This is a genomic window from Chryseobacterium sp. JAH, assembly GCF_001507335.1.
GTDB lineage: Bacteria > Bacteroidota > Bacteroidia > Flavobacteriales > Weeksellaceae > Chryseobacterium.
In genome coordinates, this window is record NZ_LMAH01000003.1 from 669,795 (window position 1) to 687,286 (window position 17,492).

At 35.5% G+C, this 17,492-nt stretch carries 15 protein-coding genes and 1 riboswitch; of the genes, 8 read left to right on the forward strand and 7 right to left on the reverse strand.

Features of this window, described 5'->3' with window-relative positions; all coding sequences use genetic code 11:
* Positions 1-273: 273 nt before the first annotated feature.
* Entirely contained in the window at positions 274-3,057 is a 2,784-nt protein-coding gene (locus tag AR685_RS10275; RefSeq protein WP_059124493.1) for a bifunctional aconitate hydratase 2/2-methylisocitrate dehydratase, read from the reverse strand.
* 392 nt (positions 3,058-3,449) lie between these two features.
* On the opposite strand from AR685_RS10275, the gene AR685_RS10280 reads away from it, so the two are divergent.
* From AR685_RS10280 to AR685_RS10295, 4 genes are all read left to right on the forward strand, one after another.
* Positions 3,450-4,211: a WG repeat-containing protein gene (locus AR685_RS10280; protein ID WP_059124494.1), complete on the forward strand. Its 762-nt coding sequence runs from the start codon at positions 3,450-3,452 to the stop codon at positions 4,209-4,211.
* A gap of 34 nt (positions 4,212-4,245) precedes the next feature.
* Positions 4,246-4,340: riboswitch (TPP riboswitch) on the forward strand.
* Between the two features lie 101 nt (positions 4,341-4,441).
* Positions 4,442-6,544, forward strand: coding sequence for a TonB-dependent receptor (locus tag AR685_RS10285; protein ID WP_059124495.1), 2,103 nt, complete (start codon positions 4,442-4,444; stop codon positions 6,542-6,544).
* Between the two features lie 275 nt (positions 6,545-6,819).
* Complete coding sequence (locus AR685_RS10290) at positions 6,820-7,581, forward strand: hypothetical protein (protein WP_047443562.1); 762 nt, start codon at positions 6,820-6,822, stop codon at positions 7,579-7,581.
* The gene (locus tag AR685_RS10295) at positions 7,569-8,093 is read left to right on the forward strand and encodes an acyl-CoA thioesterase (RefSeq protein WP_047443563.1); all 525 of its coding nucleotides are present in this window, start codon (positions 7,569-7,571) and stop codon (positions 8,091-8,093) included. Before AR685_RS10290 ends, AR685_RS10295 begins: the two co-directional genes overlap by 13 nt.
* 6 nt (positions 8,094-8,099) lie before the next feature.
* Here the strand turns inward: AR685_RS10295 and AR685_RS10300 are convergent, their stop codons facing one another.
* The gene (locus AR685_RS10300; protein ID WP_228376427.1) at positions 8,100-8,378 is read right to left on the reverse strand and encodes a hypothetical protein; all 279 of its coding nucleotides are present in this window, start codon (positions 8,376-8,378) and stop codon (positions 8,100-8,102) included.
* A gap of 160 nt (positions 8,379-8,538) precedes the next feature.
* Here AR685_RS10300 and AR685_RS10305 point away from each other — a divergent pair, with 160 nt between their 5' ends.
* The 4 genes from AR685_RS10305 (at position 8,539) to AR685_RS10320 (ending at position 13,111) form a co-directional block, all read left to right on the forward strand.
* Positions 8,539-9,468, forward strand: a complete 930-nt coding sequence (locus AR685_RS10305; RefSeq protein ID WP_059124497.1) for a 2-hydroxyacid dehydrogenase — start codon at positions 8,539-8,541, stop codon at positions 9,466-9,468.
* Between the two features lie 130 nt (positions 9,469-9,598).
* A complete protein-coding gene (locus tag AR685_RS10310) occupies positions 9,599-10,861 on the forward strand; it encodes a serine hydrolase domain-containing protein (protein WP_059124498.1) in 1,263 nt (420 codons plus the stop codon).
* Between the two features lie 25 nt (positions 10,862-10,886).
* Positions 10,887-12,656 (forward strand): Ig-like domain-containing protein, encoded by a 1,770-nt coding sequence (locus AR685_RS10315; RefSeq protein WP_082671917.1) that lies wholly within the window; start codon positions 10,887-10,889, stop codon positions 12,654-12,656.
* A complete protein-coding gene (locus AR685_RS10320; RefSeq protein ID WP_047443567.1) occupies positions 12,653-13,111 on the forward strand; it encodes a heme-binding domain-containing protein in 459 nt (152 codons plus the stop codon). Before AR685_RS10315 ends, AR685_RS10320 begins: the two co-directional genes overlap by 4 nt.
* 52 nt (positions 13,112-13,163) lie before the next feature.
* Here the strand turns inward: AR685_RS10320 and AR685_RS10325 are convergent, their stop codons facing one another.
* The 5 genes from AR685_RS10325 to AR685_RS10345 form a co-directional block, all read right to left on the reverse strand.
* Positions 13,164-13,679, reverse strand: a complete 516-nt coding sequence (locus AR685_RS10325) for an NUDIX hydrolase (RefSeq protein WP_059124499.1) — start codon at positions 13,677-13,679, stop codon at positions 13,164-13,166.
* Positions 13,676-14,593: a site-specific tyrosine recombinase XerD gene (gene xerD, locus AR685_RS10330; protein ID WP_047443569.1), complete on the reverse strand. Its 918-nt coding sequence runs from the start codon at positions 14,591-14,593 to the stop codon at positions 13,676-13,678. Before xerD ends, AR685_RS10325 begins: the two co-directional genes overlap by 4 nt.
* Positions 14,594-14,614: 21 nt before the next feature.
* Positions 14,615-15,040, reverse strand: a complete 426-nt coding sequence (locus AR685_RS10335) for a deoxycytidylate deaminase (protein ID WP_059124500.1) — start codon at positions 15,038-15,040, stop codon at positions 14,615-14,617.
* A 39-nt stretch (positions 15,041-15,079) separates the two neighbouring features.
* Positions 15,080-15,847 carry an enoyl-CoA hydratase-related protein gene (locus tag AR685_RS10340; RefSeq protein WP_059124501.1) on the reverse strand — a complete coding sequence of 256 codons (768 nt, stop codon included), beginning with the start codon at positions 15,845-15,847 and terminating at the stop codon, positions 15,080-15,082.
* A 98-nt stretch (positions 15,848-15,945) separates the two neighbouring features.
* Entirely contained in the window at positions 15,946-17,433 is a 1,488-nt protein-coding gene (locus AR685_RS10345; RefSeq protein WP_059124502.1) for a catalase, read from the reverse strand.
* Between the last annotated feature and the right edge of the window lie 59 nt (positions 17,434-17,492).

Genomic DNA, 17,492 nt, shown 5'->3' on the forward strand with positions numbered 1-17,492 from the left:
CTAAATTTAATTGAAAACGGATGATACTCTGTCCATCAAATTCTGTTCCTTCAATCATTTTAAAGGATAATACTAATGAATAACGAGCATGTTTTATTTCTATCAAGTTAAGAAAAAATAGAAATTCTGTAATTGATTTAAGTCAAAATAAATCAAATACAGCTTAATTGGAAACGTTCTAAACAAAAAAAATGAAAGATTTTAAATCCCTAAGGATCAAAATCTTTCATTTATATAAATTTAAAATAGTCTTATGATAGACTTTCGTTTGGCTTAATTGTGGCCAACGGTAACCAATTCTTTGATAGACGGTACAAAAGTAGTCAAGTCAATACCTTCTACTGCTGCTTTGTATTCTTCAATGCTTGGAATTCTTCCGATGATCGCAGATAATACAACAACCGGAGTAGAGGCCAATAAAGATTCCCCTTTTTTACGCTCAGAATCTTCAACCACTCTTCCCTGAAAAAGTCTGGTGGACGTTGCCAAAACAGTATCTCCTTTTTCCGCTTTTTCCTGGTTACCCATACAAAGGTTACATCCCGGACGCTCAAGATACATCATATTTTTGTACTCAACACGTGCTGCACCTTTTGGAGCATTATCATCAAATTCAAAACCTGAATATTTCTCCAACAATTCCCAATCACCTTCAGCTTTTAATTCATCGATGATGTTGTACGTTGGAGCAGCAACTACAAGAGGAGCTAAGAATTCAACTTTACCGTCTCTTCTTTCGATGTTTCTTAGCATCTGAGAAACAATTTTCAAGTCACCTTTGTGAACCATACAAGATCCTACGAAACCTAAATCTACTTTCTTGTCACCTCCATAATAGGTAAGGTCTCTGATGGTGTCGTGTGTATATCTTTTAGAAACATCTTCGTTGTTTACGTCTGGGTCAGCAATCATTGGCTCAACAATCATGTCAAGATCTACCACCACTTCTGCATAATAACTTGCATTTGAATCAGGAGTCAACGCTGGTTTTTCACCAGATTTAATTTCTGTAATTCTCTTGTTCGCTTTGTTGATTAATCCCTGAAGAACCTGATTATGGTTATCCATCCCTTTGTCGATCATAATCTGGATTCTGCCTTTCGCAATTTCCAATGATTCTATCAAAGTATCGTCTTCAGAAATACAGATGGAAGCTTTTGCTTTCATTTCTGCAGTCCAGTCTGTGAATGTAAATGCCTGATCAGCAGGAAGTGTTCCGATGTGAACCTCAATAATTCTACCCTGGAATACATTTTCTCCTCCAAACTGCTGTAGCATCTGTAACTGAGTCGCATGAACAACATCACGGAAATCCATATGATGTTTCATATCCCCTTTGAAAGTTACTTTTACAGATTCCGGGATTGGCATAGATGCTTCTCCAGTCGCTAAAGCCAAAGCCACAGTTCCTGAGTCAGCTCCGAATGCTACACCTTTCGACATTCTTGTGTGTGAGTCACCACCAATGATGATTGCCCACTCGTCAATCGTAATATCATTCAAAACTTTATGAATAACGTCTGTCATCGCATGATATTCGCCTTTCGGGTCACGAGCGGTAATCAAACCGAAATCATTCATAAATTTCATCAATCTCGGAATGTTTGCCTGAGCTTTTTTATCCCAAACCGAAGCAGTGTGACATCCTGATTGGTAAGCACCGTCAACAATCGGAGAAATTACTGTCGCAGCCATTGATTCCAATTCCTGTGCAGTCATCAAACCGGTTGTATCCTGCGATCCAACGATATTTACTTCTACTCTTACGTCTGAACCAGCGTGTAAAACTTTTCCTGGCGCTAAACCAACAGCGTTTTTGTTAAATATTTTTTCTACAGCAGAAAGACCTACACCTTCTTTTGTAATTTCTTTTGATGGAGCATAAACGGTAGGGGTTTCAATTCCTAAAATTCCCGAAGCCCAAGTTTGCAATTTTTTACCAAAAACAATTGCATAAGAACCACCAGCTTTGATGAATTCCATCTTTTGTGGTGTGAAAGACTTAGAAATATCTTTCAATTCCTGGTCGCCGTTGTATAATTTTTTAGTCTTAGTATTAATAGTAAGAACGGTTCCCGTTGCTACAGAATAAACTTCTTCAAGGATAGGTTCGTTGTTTTCGTTACGGATAACATTTCCTTCTGCATCTAGTTTTTTAACCCAGTTCTGAAGGTCGATACCAATTCCACCAGTTACGTCAACAGTAGTCAGGAAAATAGGAGAAATCCCGTTTGTTCCACCAACAATTGGCGCGAAATTCACAAATGGAATATAAGGACTCGCTTGTTTACCAGTCCAAAGTGCCACGTTGTTTACACCAGACATTCTTGATGAACCAACTCCCATTGTTCCTTTTTCAGCGATCAACATCACGCTTTTGTCAGGATGTTGTGCCTGCAAAGCTTTAATTTCCTCTTGAGCTTCCGGAGTCATCATGCACTTTCCGTGAAGTTCACGGTCTGATCTTGAGTGTGCCTGATTTCCAGGAGACAATAAATCTGTAGAAATATCACCTTCACCAGCAATATATGTTACTACTTTGATTTCTTCAGGAGCTTCAGGAAGTTTTGTGAAGAATTCAGCCTGTGCATAGCTTTCAATAAGTTCTTTTGCAACTTCGTTACCGTTATGGAATGCTTGTTTTAAACGATCTGTGTCAGCTTCGTAAAGGAAAACCTGAGTCTTCAGAACATTTGCAGCTTCCTTAGCAATACTAGCATCGTTGCCTAAAGCTAAATCCAACAATACTTTGATTGAAGGACCACCCTTCATATGAGATAATAACTCGAACGCAAAGGCTGGGGTTATTTCTTCTAATACGGATTCACCTAAAATGATTTCTTTTAAAAACTGAGCTTTCACTACGGCAGCAGGTGTTGTACCCGGTAAACTGTTATAGATAAAGAATTTCAGAGAATCTGCTCTGTATTCGTTTTGTGTATCTTTAATTTGTGCAATGATTGCGCTTAAAAGTTCGGCACCATCAATTGGTTTTGGGTGAAGACCCTGAGTTTTTCTTTCTTCAATCTCTTGGATGTAATCCTGATAAATATTCATAAATAGAAGTTCTTTTTAAAATTAAAGGTAGATTATTGAATAGTCGTCGTCTGAAAGTACAGAAGCAGTCTGAAATCTACACCATTTCTAAAAATGTGAGATAATAATCTGTCCCAATGGGTAAATAGTAAAAGGACTTTCTCTGAAAATATAAGTGGTTTACCTGCAATCTGTCTCGCCGCAAAAACTCTTTTCGGATAAAACGTTTGGTGGCTTTTGATGTGTTACAATCAAATGTTGTGGCTTAAAAACGTTTTAAAATTATCAAACATTTAAAAATGTTTCCAAAAATACGAATTTTAATTTTTCTTTGATAGTTATTTATTTAGATTGTGTATAAATATGTATTTTATATTTTCTATTTTTGGAAGATATTTTGAACACAAAACGTTATGAATAAAGTTTTAAGTGGTATTTTTATTGTATGGTCGGTTTTTCTGTTTTCTCAATCTAAAGTTTTGAAAAGCAGTAAGTTGGTTGCGAAAAACAAATCATCTACACCGGTGACAAAAAAAGTGCCTGATCATAACTTGGTAATCCTTAATGAAAACGTTCCGTTATTAATTCCAAAAAAAATAAATGGAAATTATGGATATGTTAATCAAAATGGGAAATTCGTCATTGCGCCTGAGTATCATATTGCGATGTTTTTTGCAGAAGATTGTAATCTCTTAAACTCCGCCAATCCGAAAGCTAAGAAATTTGGCACGGATGAATTTGCCACGGTTGACAAGAACAATATTTCCTATAGAATCGATAAGACGGGTAAAAAAGTGTATCAATATAAATCTACCGATTTAGGAAGATGCCATACTCAATTTAGAAAACAATTATTCCATGCTTACATTATGAATGGCTCTTATGGAATTATTGAAGATTCGAAGTTTAGCAATCCTTCAGACCGTTCACATTTTAAAATTTATCCTAAATACGACTATTTACATATTTTAGAAGGTGATGATCTGTCAAATCCCATGGTCGTAGTTTCTCATAAAAATAAATTTGGCATCATCGATGTTAATAACAATATTATTATTCCATTTGAATATGCTGATATAAAACGAAACTACAGCTGGAAACTGGGGAAAATGTTTGAAGTCACAAAAGACGATGTCCACTATTATTACATCGATTCTAACAACAAAGCCTATTAAATTTGGAAGATCAGTATTTTTTTGTAATTTCGCGCTGTAATTAAAGGGGTGCTCCAACGGGGGCTGAGATTATACCCAATGAACCTAGAACAGATAATGCTGTTTAGGGAAATTAAAAATGAACAATGAGTATTTAGCAATAAATAATTCTCGAATTATTAAATTACCAATTATTCATTATTTATTGTAATCGCCCCTTTTATTCCATTAAATTTTAAAAATTTATAAGAATGAAAGGATTTATTTTTTTAGGACTTACCGCAAGTTCTCTGGGTTTTGCGCAAACTCGAAATACTGATTCTCTGAAAATAAGAGAAATTGAAGCTGTCAATTTTACCAAAAGACTTCCAGTTGCCAAAGAAATCATCAATGTTCAGAAGGATCTCGAGAGCAGGAATCTGGGACAAGATTTACCAATTCTCTTAAAAAATCAAACCTCAATTATCTCGACTTCTGATGCAGGAAACGGAGTAGGTTATACTGGTTTCCGAATTCGTGGTGTTGCCGGAAGAGGAATTAACGTGATGATGAATGGCGTTCCGTTCAACGATTCTGAAAGTCAGGGAACTTTCTTTGTCAATGTTCCGGATTTGACGAGTTCTGCATCGCAGATCGTGATTCAAAGAGGTGTCGGAACTTCCAACAACGGAGTTTCTGCCTTTGGAGCAAGTATTAATGTGATTTCGAAGGAGCCGGAAGATAAATTTTATTTTAAAACGGATGACAGCTACGGATCTTTTAATACCTATAAATATTCAGCTGAAGTTGGTTCCGGAAAGTTTTGGAAGAACCGACTTTCGGTAACGGGAAGATATTCTCACATCCATTCTGATGGATATATCGACAGAGCATTTTCAGATTTAAATTCTTACAATTTTACAGCTGTATTTGAAGAAGGTAAAACAAAACTTCGACTAATGGCTTTTGGTGGAAAAGAAAAAACTTATCAGGCATGGAATGGCGTCGACAGAAAAACCTGGGAAACCAATCCTAAATATAACGTTTCAGGAGCAATTTATGATACAAACTGGGAAAATGTTGTCGGATTTTATGATAATGAAACCGATAATTACAGACAAAACCATTATCAGTTGCTTTGGGAACAGGGGCTGAATGAAAGGTGGAATTTAGAAACTACTTTACATTACACCAAAGGAAGAGGATACTACGAAAACTACAAACAGGGAGATCCATATGCAAGATACAATCTGCCTGATTTGAATGGAGAAAAATATTCAGATTTTATCAGAAAAAAATGGCTGAACAATGATTTTTACGGAATTGTTTCAACGCTCTATGGAAAGTTTGATAATCTTGATCTGAATTTTGGAGTAGTTGGAAATCAGTATTATGGAAAACATTATGGAAATGTTACCGATGTTTTCAATCCGCAGATTCAGGAGCATGAGTATTACAGAAACCGCTCTGTGAAAAACGAAGTAGCAGGTTTTGCAAAAGCTTTGGTAAAAGTCAATGATTTCGAATTCTTTGGAGATCTTCAGTTAAGGAATATCGATTACGATACAAAAATTTTGATGGAAGGCGACAGCGAAGGTGCCAATCTAAATAAAAACTGGCTGTTTTTTAATCCAAAAGCAGGGGTGAACTATAAATTAGGCAATGGAAAAGTCTTTGTTTCCTACGCTCACGCACAACGAGAGCCGAATCGTGACGATTTAATAGCAAACAACGATGTGAAATCAGAAAAGCTACACGATTTTGAAGCAGGAATAGAAAAGCAGTTCGGAAAAGTGGCATTCACTGCCAATCTTTATTATATGTATTATCTTAATCAGTTGGTTTTAAACGGGCAGATCAGCAATATAGGAGAATTCATCAGAACCAATTCAGGGAAAAGTTATAGAAGAGGAATTGAAATCGGAGCCTTGGCGAAACTTTCAAAACAATGGGAAGTTACAGGGAATGTAAGTTTGAGCCAAAATAGAAATCTTGATTTCAGAATTGAAAATGAGACAGGTATTAATCAATTAGGAAACACCGAAATTTCTTTTTCACCCAATCTAATTGCAAATTTAGGTTTGAAGTTTAATCCAAGCCAAAATTTCCAGTTTGCTTTGATGAATCAATATGTTGGAAAGCAATATTTAGACAATACAGAAACTCAGGATCTGCAGTTGAAAGATTATCTTCTGACAGATTTTAATGCTCAATATCAGTTTAACATTGCAAAGCAGGAGGTTGCTTTAAAGCTTTTGGTCAATAATGTTTTCAATCAGAAATATGTCAACAACGGTTATGTTTATAACGGCCCGATTTATTTTTCTCAGGCGGGAACCAACTTTATGTTCGGGATCAGCTGGAAAATCCAGTAAGTACATGAGATACCATTTCATATCATTATATTTCAGTAAAGTTTAGATTAAATTTTGAAGGCTGCTTCGGCGGCCTTTTTTGTTTCTACAATTAAAATAAGTTAGACAAAGGCGTTTCGATTATTTTTTGAAGACAAAGGTTCATAATCCAGAATAAATTTATCACGAAAGAAAATTCTTAGAAAATCTTTATAGGGCGTGGGAGCTCATTTCATAAGATATGATGCAAACAAATCTCTGAAAAAGTCACGAAAAAGTTATAAATTTGCCGTCAAATGAATATTTCAGCTTACATTTTAGACTATTTGAAACAGTTTGGAACGGTTACCGTTCCAAAGTTTGGTGTATTTTCTCTGGAAAATTCTAAAGCAGTTATCAACTCAGAAAACGGGAGCATCCTTCCGCCTTCCACAAAAGTTACTTTTCATTCTGATTATCAGGTTTTGTCTGATGATTTGTTGCAGTTTATCAGCAGTAAGAAAGCGGTTTCAAAAGAAGTAGCAGAAAATGAATTACAGGTTCAGACCGATTTTTGGAAGAAAAAACTTCAAGCCGAACAGTTTTTGGAAATTCAAAATCTCGGGACTATTTTTATTGAAGACGGTGCACTTCATTTTAAGGGAAACCGTCTGGAATCTGATCATCCCGATTTTTATGGTTTAGAAGAAATCCATTTTTCAGACATCAATAAAGGTGAAACGCTCGAAACTCTAAAAAATACGGACAAGGATTATAAATTCAACAAATCAATCTTGTGGATTTTCCTTTTTATCGTTCCGGTTTTAGGGATGTTGTATTTAGCATATACACAGCAGGAATTGATCTTCGGGAAAAAATCTTTTGATGATGTTTCGGTACAGACCAAAACCAAAAGAATTGAAAAGAAAATTCCGGTAAAAATTGATTCAGTTCAGATAAAAAAAGCAGATTCTGTAAAAGCTTTTAAGGCTGACTCTTTAAGAAAAGATTCAATCAAACAGGCTGCAAAAACTTGGAAACCCAAGTACAAAAAAAGAAAATCAAGATGGCAAAAATAAAAAAGGCGTCAGAATCTCTGACGATTATGACGAATATCGTACTTCCCAATGACACCAATCAGTTGAGAAACCTTTTCGGAGGAGAATTACTGGCGAGGATGGATCGTTGTGCGTCAATCTCCGCAACAAGACATTGCGAAAGAAGAGTGGTAACAGCTTCTGTGAATCATGTTTCATTTGACCATCCGATTCCTGAAGGGGGAATTGTTGTAATGGAATCAAAAGTGTCTCGTGCGTTCTCAACATCTATGGAAATTTATGTAGATGTTTGGTTAGACGACCCGATTAATCATAAAAAAATACAGACAAATAAAGGAATTTATACTTTCGTAGCAGTAGACGAATTCAACAGACCTATTCCAATTCCAGACATGGAGCCCGAAACTGACGTTGAAATAGAAAGATATGCAGCTGCATTAAGAAGAAAAGAACTTTCTCTTATTCTTTCAGGTAGAATGAAACCTACAGAATCAGTGGAATTAAAAAAGCTTTTTCAGGAAGAATCTAAATAATCTCTTTTAAAGAGAGTCCGCAAATAAATACTGTAAAGATGACAGATAAAACCGACAAAAATATTTGTCGGTTTTTTGTTGCCTCTTCAAAAGTGCTTTCCAAGTAATCTGAGCGATTATAAGTTTTTCTGAATATTTTGATAATGGGAATCCGATAAAGAATAAAATAGCTGCATTGATGGCTATCTCAAGCCATAAAAATATTTTACTTCCAGATGCGTCTGCGCCTTCTGCTAAATAATGAGTCGGGATTGTTTCGTGAATTGACAGCAACTTAATCTTCAAAAAGATCATATAAGCAAGAAGTAAAAAAAACAGAAAAGCTGAAAATGGTTTTATGTATTTGCATAGGGAGCAAAAATTGAAAAATTCTATCTTGCAAAAGCTATTTCTACAGCCGTGAATCTTACCTTTGCACCATCAAATATAAAGAATTATGTGTTCTATGAGAATTTTACTCCTTGATAAAAACCACCCACTCATCACTGAACAGCTGTTGGCTAAAAACTTTAATCTGGAAGAAGATTTTACATCTTCTTACGATGAGGTTTGCGATAAAATTGAACATTATGATGGTGTGATTATCAGAAGCAGAATTCCTTTAGATCAAAACTTTTTGAGGAAAGCGAAAAATCTGAAATTCATTGCCAGAGTAGGTGCCGGAATGGAAAATATTGATATTCCGGTGGCTGAAGAAGTAGGTATTCAGTTGATCAACTCTCCGGAAGGAAACAGGGATTCTGTAGCAGAACATGTTGTAGGTATGCTGTTGATCTTGATGAACAGGCTGTTCATCGCATCGAACGAAGTGAAAAATGGAATCTGGCTGCGTGAGGAAAACCGCGGTGATGAATTGCTTGGTAAAACTGTGGGATTAATCGGGTACGGAAACATGGGGAAAGCGACTGCAAAAAGATTATCTGGTTTCGGATGCAAAGTGATTTTTTATGATATTCTTCCCAATCTTTCAGATGAATTTGCGACGCAGGTTTCTTTAGATGAATTGAAAGATCACGCTGAGGTTATAAGCTTACATGTTCCTTTGACAGACTCAACAAATTATTTAGTAAATGCTGAATTTATTTCTGAGATGAAAAATGATTTTTATTTTGTGAATACTGCAAGAGGGAAAAATGTAGAAACGAAAAGTTTAGTTGAAGCTTTAAAATCAGGTAAGGTGAAAGGAGCGTGCCTTGATGTTTTAGAATATGAAAAGGCTTCATTCGAAAATCTGGAGACAGAAAATGAGGATTTGAAATTTCTTTTAAACTCTGAAAAAGCCATTGTGACGCCTCATATTGCCGGTTGGACGCATCAGAGCAAAGAAAAACTTGCGCAGATTATCGTTGATAAGATTGTCACTTCTTTCTGTTGATGTACATAAAAGATTGATGAGAAATTACTCTTTGAAGGGGTGAAATTTTATGTTAAATAATTCATAATTCATTCGTCTACGTTTAAATTTGAGTTGAGTTTTATTAAATTGCCACTCATTTTTGAAACTCATGAAGAAGCTTAGTTTTGTACTCGCAACAACCCTGTTTTTATTTATTTTTTCCTGTAAAAACAATTCAGAAAACAAAGAATCTCTCGCAGAGAACAGTACAAATCTCCCGAATTACGGGAATGTAGATTTGGGTAAAGTGTTTTCTCCAGAAGATGCAGTTCTTTCAAATAAAGATTTTATAGTCAATTATATCAATCAGTACTATAAAAAAGTTTGGGAAGGAAGCAATCTGAGCGGTGGAATATTGGTGGCAAAAGGGAATGATATTTTGTTCGAAAATTACAGAGGTTTTGCAAGAGAAGGCAATAAAAATGCTATAGACAAAAATACACCTTTGCATGTGGCTTCGGTTTCAAAAACGTTGACTGCAATGGCTATGCTGAAATTGGTAGAGGCCGGAAAAATAAAATTGTCTGATCATTTAACGCAGCATTTTCCGGGATTTCCTTATCCGAATGTTACGGTTCAGACTTTATTAGACCAAAGAAGCGGACTTCCGAAATACGAATATTTTATCACAAAAATTCAGCCGGCTCCGGCAGAACTTTCAAAAAAATATATTACCAATCAGGATGTTCTGAATATGATCATCAAATACAAACCAGATTTGGCGAGAGATACCGATACAGGTTTTATGTATTGCAATACCAACTTTGCACTTTTGGCTTTGCTGATTGAGAAAGTAACAAAAACTCCTTTTCCACAGGCTATGCAGGAGATGGTATTTAAGCCTTTAAAAATGAGTAATTCATATATTTTTCAGGAGAAAGATATTCCCACTGCTGCTCAGTCATTTTATTATGGTGGAAACAGGCTTTATCCTTTAGATCGTTTGGATCTGATTTATGGTGACAAAAATGTATACACTACGCCAAGAGATTTATTTGCATTTTCAAAAGCTATGTTTTCAAAAGATTTCTTGAAACCTCAATTGAAAGAAATGATATTTGCACCCTACAGCAACGAAAAAGCGGGACAAAATAATTACGGTTTAGGATTCAGAATGAAAATTTTTGATAATGGTGAGAAACTGACGTATCACAACGGTTGGTGGCATGGTACCAATTCAGTGTTTGCCCATCTTTTAAAATCAAAAGTTACTATTGTTGCGATTGGGAATAAATATTCAGGGAAAGTGTATTCTGCGTTGGCTCTTTCAGGTTTATTTGAAGATTTTCCTCCACAGAAAGATAAACTTACCCATATAATGAATGATAATAAGGACACATTAAAAACAGGAACTGAAGTTTTTGGAGAATAATGTTTATTTTTGCTCAAATATATTCATGAAAAGAATTCTTCTCTTACTGCTTGTCAGTTTTCTTGTGCATTCTTGTGCAAGAATGGGTTCTCCAGTTGGTGGTCCCAAAGACACCTTGGCTCCCAAGTTTCTTAGCTCAAATATTGATACGACAAGAGTCAATGTGAGAAGAGATATCAAAGAACTCAGAATAGATTTTGATGAATACATTACACTTAAGGACGTCAATAAAAATCTCAATATTTCTCCTCCGATAGAGAACATTACGAGAATTCTTCCGTCAAATATTGCTAATAAATATTTAATTATTCAATGGTCAGATACACTTCAGGCAAATACAACGTACAACTTTAATTTTGGAAATTCAATTGCGGATAATAGTGAATCAAATGTTTTAAGATATTTTAATTTTGCTTTTTCCACCGGAGAAAAACTGGATGATCTATACATAAGTGGTGAGGTGAAAGACGCTTTTACCATTATGAAACAAAGCAGCAGCGAAAATAAAATGGTAGTTGGGCTTTATCAGTTGAAAGATACCATTAATTATAAACAGAAGCCTTATTACATTACGAAAGTAGATGATGATGGGTATTATGAACTCAATTATCTCGCTCCCGGAAAATTTAAAATTATAGCCTTTGATGATGAGAATGGCAATTCGATCTATGATCCCGGAAAGGAGAAGATAGGTTTCCAGAAAGATACAGTGACGATTGAAAAATCTATTTCGGGTTTAAATTTAAAATTATACCCCTCTAAAAAGCCTTACAAAAAACCTGAATTGAAAGAAATTCCAGGAGGTATTTTAATGACTTTTGAAGGGAATCCCAACGATGTGAAAATCATTTCAAAGAATGAAAAGCTTCAGGATTTTAAAGTAACGCATACTCCACAGTCAGATTCTTTGAGGATTTGGTTTGATGCTGTGAAAAATAACTTAGGTCAGACGGTGACAGAAAATGTAAAACTGGGTTATGAGGTTGATGGCAAAAAAGATTCTACTTCTGTTTTTTACAAATACAATACAAAAAATGCGATGGATATCAACAGTGATAACGGCGGAAATATGTTGCCTCCTAAAACTGATTTTAAGATTACATCTACTTACATTATTGATAAGATCAGCCCTGAAAAATGGGTTTTAAAAAGCGACAGTCTTACGACACAGAATTTTACTGCAAAGATTTCAGAAACCAATCCATATCAGATATTAATAAGTTCGGATTTTATTGCCGGAAAAAAATATCAGTTAACGATTCCCAAAGAAACTGTTTCTTCTTTCTACACTAAGAATGTCCAATCAAAAAGATTCGATTTTGAAGCTGACAAAATAGAAAACTATGGTAACCTCACATTTAAAATTCTCAATGCACCCAGCTCAAAATACTGGATACAAATGCTTGATACCTCAGAAAACGCAGTGTATCAGCAGTATGTAAGCGGGAGTGAAGTGAAATTTGATATTGTGAAACCGGGAGAATATATTGCGAGGGTGCTTGTAGACAATAATGGCAATAAACGATGGGATGAAGCTGATTTTGTGAATCAAACTTTTGCAGAAGATTCTTATATCTATTATAAAATGGTTGTGGCGAGACCACTTTGGGAAACAAGGGAAGATTGGGATCTTAATGATAAAAGAGTATTTGAAGGGATAAAAGTTGCAAAACCTAAATCATCTAATGAGAAAAAAGACACGGAGCTGGATTCTGGTCTTCTGAATAGCAACAGCTCCGACTTAAACAGCACTTCAGGTTCAGATAATACACCAAGTAGGTTTAAACGCCAATGAAAACATTAAAAAAAATCGTTTTCTGGATTTTGGTTTCCTTTGCGATCATTCAGTTTATACCTACTGACAAAACAAATCAACCGGTAAAGCAATCTGTAAATTTTATTGATATTAAAAAATCACCTTCAAAGGTGGTTGCATTACTTAAAAATGCTTGCTACGATTGCCATTCAAACGAAACGCTTTATCCCAAGTATGCATATATAGCACCTTTTTCTTGGTCTGTTAAAGATCATGTCAATGAGGGGCGCGAGCATCTTAATTTTTCTGTTTGGAATACGTACAATAAAGATTTAAAAGAAAGTATGCTGAATAAAGCTGTTCAGACGTTGCAGAATAAAACGATGCCTTTGCCTGCTTATATTATTTATCATAAAGACGCCAATTTATCTGATGCAGATCGAACTATTTTAATTAAGTATTTTGAAGAAATTCTTAAAAGCAAGTCATACTAAACGAAAAATAAAAACTCCCACATCTTTTGTAAATGTGGGAGTTTGTTTTGATTTAAAAATTCTTTAAGTATTCTTTAAAAAATATTTTCTGAGAATTAAAGGCAATGTCATCAATATTAATTTTCTGTATAGGAATCCAATGCGTTTCCGAAATCTCTGAAAGTGCTAAGCTGGCTTCAAATTTTTCTGACACGGTGTATTCGTAGAACAGATCAATTGTATTGTAATCAATTTCTTTATACTTATAAACATTCGGCAGGCTTGTAAGATATTTTAGCTTTTCAATATCTATCTCAAGTTGCAGTTCTTCGGAAAGCTCACGCTTGCATGTATGTTCTGCGCTTTCTCGCGGGTCTACAAAACCTCCTGCCAAGTCAAGTTTTCCTTTCTTAGGTTCCTGATTTCTTCTGGTAAGGTAAATCTCGTCTCCACATCGTATAACCACAGCTACAGCGCCTGCAACATTATTATATAGATTAAAATTGCAATTAGGACAACTCCATTTTTTTTCGCCGTCCCATTGCAGTGATTCTTTGCCACAATCAGGGCAAAATTTCAATGTTTTCATTCAATAATTTTAGTCTTATTACGTGGGTGGAAGGTTAAAATCACATCGCGAAGCTCTTCAGTCTTAAGGTGAGTATAGACCTGCGTTGTGGTGATGCTAGAATGTCCCAACATTTCCTGAATAAAGCGTAAATCTGCCCCATTTTGCATCAAATGTGTGGCAAATGAATGTCTGAAGGTATGTGGTGATATTTTTTTACTAATACCCGCCTTATCAGTGAGTTCTTTAATGATAAGGAATACAATGACTCTTGACATGGAGGTTCCTCTGCTGTTGAGAAAGAGAGTGTCTTCATGTTTCTTATTGATTTTAATTTTAGAGCGTACTTCCCGGATATATGTCTTAAGAAGTTCTGCGGTGTAATGAGCCAATGGCACGAAGCGGGTTTTATTTCCTTTTCCGATGACCTTAATGTAGTTTTCTTTAAAATTGATATTTGAAATCTTTACGTCAATGAGTTCTGAAACACGTAAGCCGCAACCGTAAAGAACTTCAATGATGCAAAGATTTCTCTGCCCAAGATCCGAGCTTAAATCTACTGCATCAATAATCCTATTAATGTCTGAAAGGCTCAAAGTGTCCGGGAGATATAATCCCAGTTTTGGGCCTTCAAGTAATGCCGATGGATTATCTTCACGAATCTCGTCTTCCAAAAGAAATTTAAAAAATGCTTTGATTGACGAAATCCATCTTGCTTGTGATCTTTCGCTGAATTTCTGTTTAGAAAGTTTGAAAATATATTCTTGCAGATTATCATATGAGATTACATCCGGACCGATATTTTCTAGATTTTCTTCTGCGTATTCTTTTAGTTTTTTGATGTCTCTAACGTAAGCGTCGAGTGTGTTTTCGGAGAAATTTCTTTCAAATCTTAGAAAAATTTCAAAATCCTTAATTTTTTCATCCCAAGTCATTGCAATGTGGTTTATTTTATTTTATAATTCATTTTCTAAAACCTGTACTATTGCAATTCCATGATTTTTTAAAAATGTAATTCCTTCGTCATCAGAATACGCATTGATGAATACGAGTTTTTCGATACCAGCTTGTAATATAAGTTTGCTACAGTCTTTGCATGGAGAAAGAGTGAGATATAACGTTGCTCCGCGTGCTGACTGCGTAGAACCGGCTAGTTTTAAAATTGCATTTGCTTCTGCATGTAAGACATACCAATGTGTTTTACCGTTTTCGTCTTCACAGCAGTTCTCAAATCCAGAAGGTGTACCATTGTATCCATCTGAGATAATCATCCTGTCTTTTACAATCAGAGCACCTACCTGTTTCCTTTTACAATAGGAAAGTTTTGCCCATTCAAGAGCCATTTTTAGATAAGCCTTATCAAACTTATTAATCTGCTGCATCAATTCTTTTTTTGTAGGTAATTGTAAGGGGATGATATATTAGAATTGAGGTTTTCTTTTCTCAAGAAATGCAGAAACTCCTTCTTTTTTATCTTCCAATTCGAAAAGCTCCCCGAAATACTGTATTTCAGTTTCAAAGCCTTTATTTGTGTCAGAGAGATTAGTAGCCTGTATCGCTTTAGAAATGGCCATTGGAGAATTATGGGCAATTGTTTTTGCTAGCTCTTTCGTTTTGTTTAATAACTCTTCGATAGAGTAGACTTCATTGATCAAGCCAATTTCTTTTCCTTTTTGTGCAGAAATCATTTTAGCTGAGAAAATCATCTCATTGGCTATTCCTTTTCCAACTAATTTCGGAAGTCTCTGTGTTCCTCCGTACCCCGGAATCAGTCCTAAAGTTACCTCAGGAAGACCCAATTTTGCATTTTCTGATGCGTATCTGATGTGACATGACATCGCTAATTCTAGACCTCCGCCTAAAGCAAAACCATTCACTGCTGCGATTACCGGTTTAGATAAATTTTCAATTTTGTTGAAGAGAATATTGTGACCGTTTCTTGCTAATTCTTCAGCTTTTTCCTGATTAAAGTCGCTAAATTCTTTGATGTCGGCTCCTGCTACAAAAGATTTTTCACCGCTTCCTGTTAATATAATTACTCTTACATCATCATCATACACTACCTCATCTAACGCCGAACTGACTTCTTTTATTGTCTGTGCGTTAAGTGCATTTAGACTTGCCGGTCTGTTGATTGTGATGATAGCAATCTTATCTTCATTGCTAATAATTATATTTTGATAGTCCATTGTTTACGTAGATCTTTAATAACCTGCAAATTAATTTTTTTTTTGCATAAAAAAGGGAAAAAAATATATTTTTTCCCTTTTTAGTTTATTTTTTTAGTTTACTTTGAATGATTCATCATATTTGAATCAATATTGATTTGTAAACCTGAAGCTACTTTCATGCCAAGTTCAATATTTGCCCTGAAAAAGTGACACAGCTGACGGTTGATAATCTCATCTCTCTTTGGTCCGTCTATACCACTCATATTGTCAATGATATTTATAACCAAATGATCTCTGTCTTCCTGATTCATCGCTTTGGTATACAGTAATCCAGGTTGGGTGTAGTGATCATCATCATTTTCGTTTCGGTTATAGTTTGCAACCTGATTGCTGTCTAAATCATATTCGAAATTTTTATATGACGAATCGGGTTGAATGTCGTCGAAACTATTGGGGTGGTAATTAGGCTTGTCTAGATATTCACTCGAGTCTGCCATAAATCCGTCTCGTTGATAATTGTTTACAGCAAACGGACATCTATTCACTTCAAGCTGATGAGAATTTACGCCGACTCTGTACCTATGAGCATCAGGATAAGAGAATAATCTTCCCTGAAGCATCTTGTCTGGTGAAAAACTGATTCCGTTGATTAAGTTACTTGGAGAGAAAGTGGATTGCTCTACGTGTGCAAAATAATTAATGGGAACTTCATTCAGTTCCATTTCTCCCACTTCAATCAAAGGGAAATCTCCCTGGAACCAAACCTTGGTTACATCAAAAGGATTCCATCTGAATTCTCTAGCCTGCTCCTCTGTCATCACTTGGATATACATCGTCCATTTTGGGAAATCACCTCTGTCTATTGCATTACACAGATCTTCCTGAGCAAAGTCAGGATTTTCTCCTGCCATTTTTGTGGCGTCGTCGTTGTTGAAATTTTTGATGCCTTGTTTTGTTTTGAAATGGAATTTCACCCAGTTTCTTTCATTTTTTTCATTAATCATTGAAAAAGTGTGTGATCCGAAACCATGCATGTGTCTGTAACCGTAAGGTGTTCCTCTTTCTGACATTAAAATCAGCACCTGATGAAGCGATTCTGGGTTTAAGCTCCAGAAATCCCACATCATCGTCGCACTCTTTAAGTTCGTCTTAGGAACTCTTTTTTGCGTATGGATAAAATCAGGGAACTTTTTAGCGTCTTTAATAAAGAAAACAGGGGTATTGTTTCCCACTAAATCCCAGTTTCCGTCTTCTGTGTAAAATTTTAATGCAAATCCGCGAGGGTCTCTTGCGGTATCAGCACTTCCTTTTTCACCACCGACAGTAGAGAAACGGGCAAACATTTTACATGAGTTTCCTACTTGAGAAAAGAGTTTTGCCTTTGTATATTGTGAAATATCGTGAGTAACAGTAAATTTTCCATATGCGCCACTTCCTTTGGCATGAACTATTCTTTCAGGTATTCTTTCTCTTACAAAATGGGCGAGGTTTTCCTGTAAAATAAAGTCCTGTAATAGAACCGGACCTCTGGAACCTACCGTTTGCGAATCTTGATGCTCAAAGTATGGGGCACCACTACTTGATGTTAATTTTTTTGAATCCATAGAGTTATAATTTGATTTGTTTTTCACTGTTCAGAAGCTGTATTCAGCTTAATATTTAT

Excerpts from the sequence above, each read along its gene's own strand:
- AR685_RS10275 (WP_059124493.1), bottom strand. The coding sequence starts at position 3,057 with ATGAATATTTATCAGGATTACATCCAAGAGATTGAAGAAAGAAAAACT.
- AR685_RS10280 (WP_059124494.1), top strand. The coding sequence starts at position 3,450 with ATGAATAAAGTTTTAAGTGGTATTTTTATTGTATGGTCGGTTTTTCTG.
- AR685_RS10285 (WP_059124495.1), top strand. The coding sequence starts at position 4,442 with ATGAAAGGATTTATTTTTTTAGGACTTACCGCAAGTTCTCTGGGTTTT.
- AR685_RS10290 (WP_047443562.1), top strand. The coding sequence starts at position 6,820 with ATGAATATTTCAGCTTACATTTTAGACTATTTGAAACAGTTTGGAACG.
- AR685_RS10295 (WP_047443563.1), top strand. The coding sequence starts at position 7,569 with ATGGCAAAAATAAAAAAGGCGTCAGAATCTCTGACGATTATGACGAAT.
- AR685_RS10305 (WP_059124497.1), top strand. The coding sequence starts at position 8,539 with ATGAGAATTTTACTCCTTGATAAAAACCACCCACTCATCACTGAACAG.
- AR685_RS10310 (WP_059124498.1), top strand. The coding sequence starts at position 9,599 with ATGAAGAAGCTTAGTTTTGTACTCGCAACAACCCTGTTTTTATTTATT.
- AR685_RS10315 (WP_082671917.1), top strand. The coding sequence starts at position 10,887 with ATGAAAAGAATTCTTCTCTTACTGCTTGTCAGTTTTCTTGTGCATTCT.
- AR685_RS10320 (WP_047443567.1), top strand. The coding sequence starts at position 12,653 with ATGAAAACATTAAAAAAAATCGTTTTCTGGATTTTGGTTTCCTTTGCG.
- AR685_RS10325 (WP_059124499.1), bottom strand. The coding sequence starts at position 13,679 with ATGAAAACATTGAAATTTTGCCCTGATTGTGGCAAAGAATCACTGCAA.
- xerD (WP_047443569.1), bottom strand. The coding sequence starts at position 14,593 with ATGACTTGGGATGAAAAAATTAAGGATTTTGAAATTTTTCTAAGATTT.
- AR685_RS10335 (WP_059124500.1), bottom strand. The coding sequence starts at position 15,040 with ATGCAGCAGATTAATAAGTTTGATAAGGCTTATCTAAAAATGGCTCTT.
- AR685_RS10340 (WP_059124501.1), bottom strand. The coding sequence starts at position 15,847 with ATGGACTATCAAAATATAATTATTAGCAATGAAGATAAGATTGCTATC.
- AR685_RS10345 (WP_059124502.1), bottom strand. The coding sequence starts at position 17,433 with ATGGATTCAAAAAAATTAACATCAAGTAGTGGTGCCCCATACTTTGAG.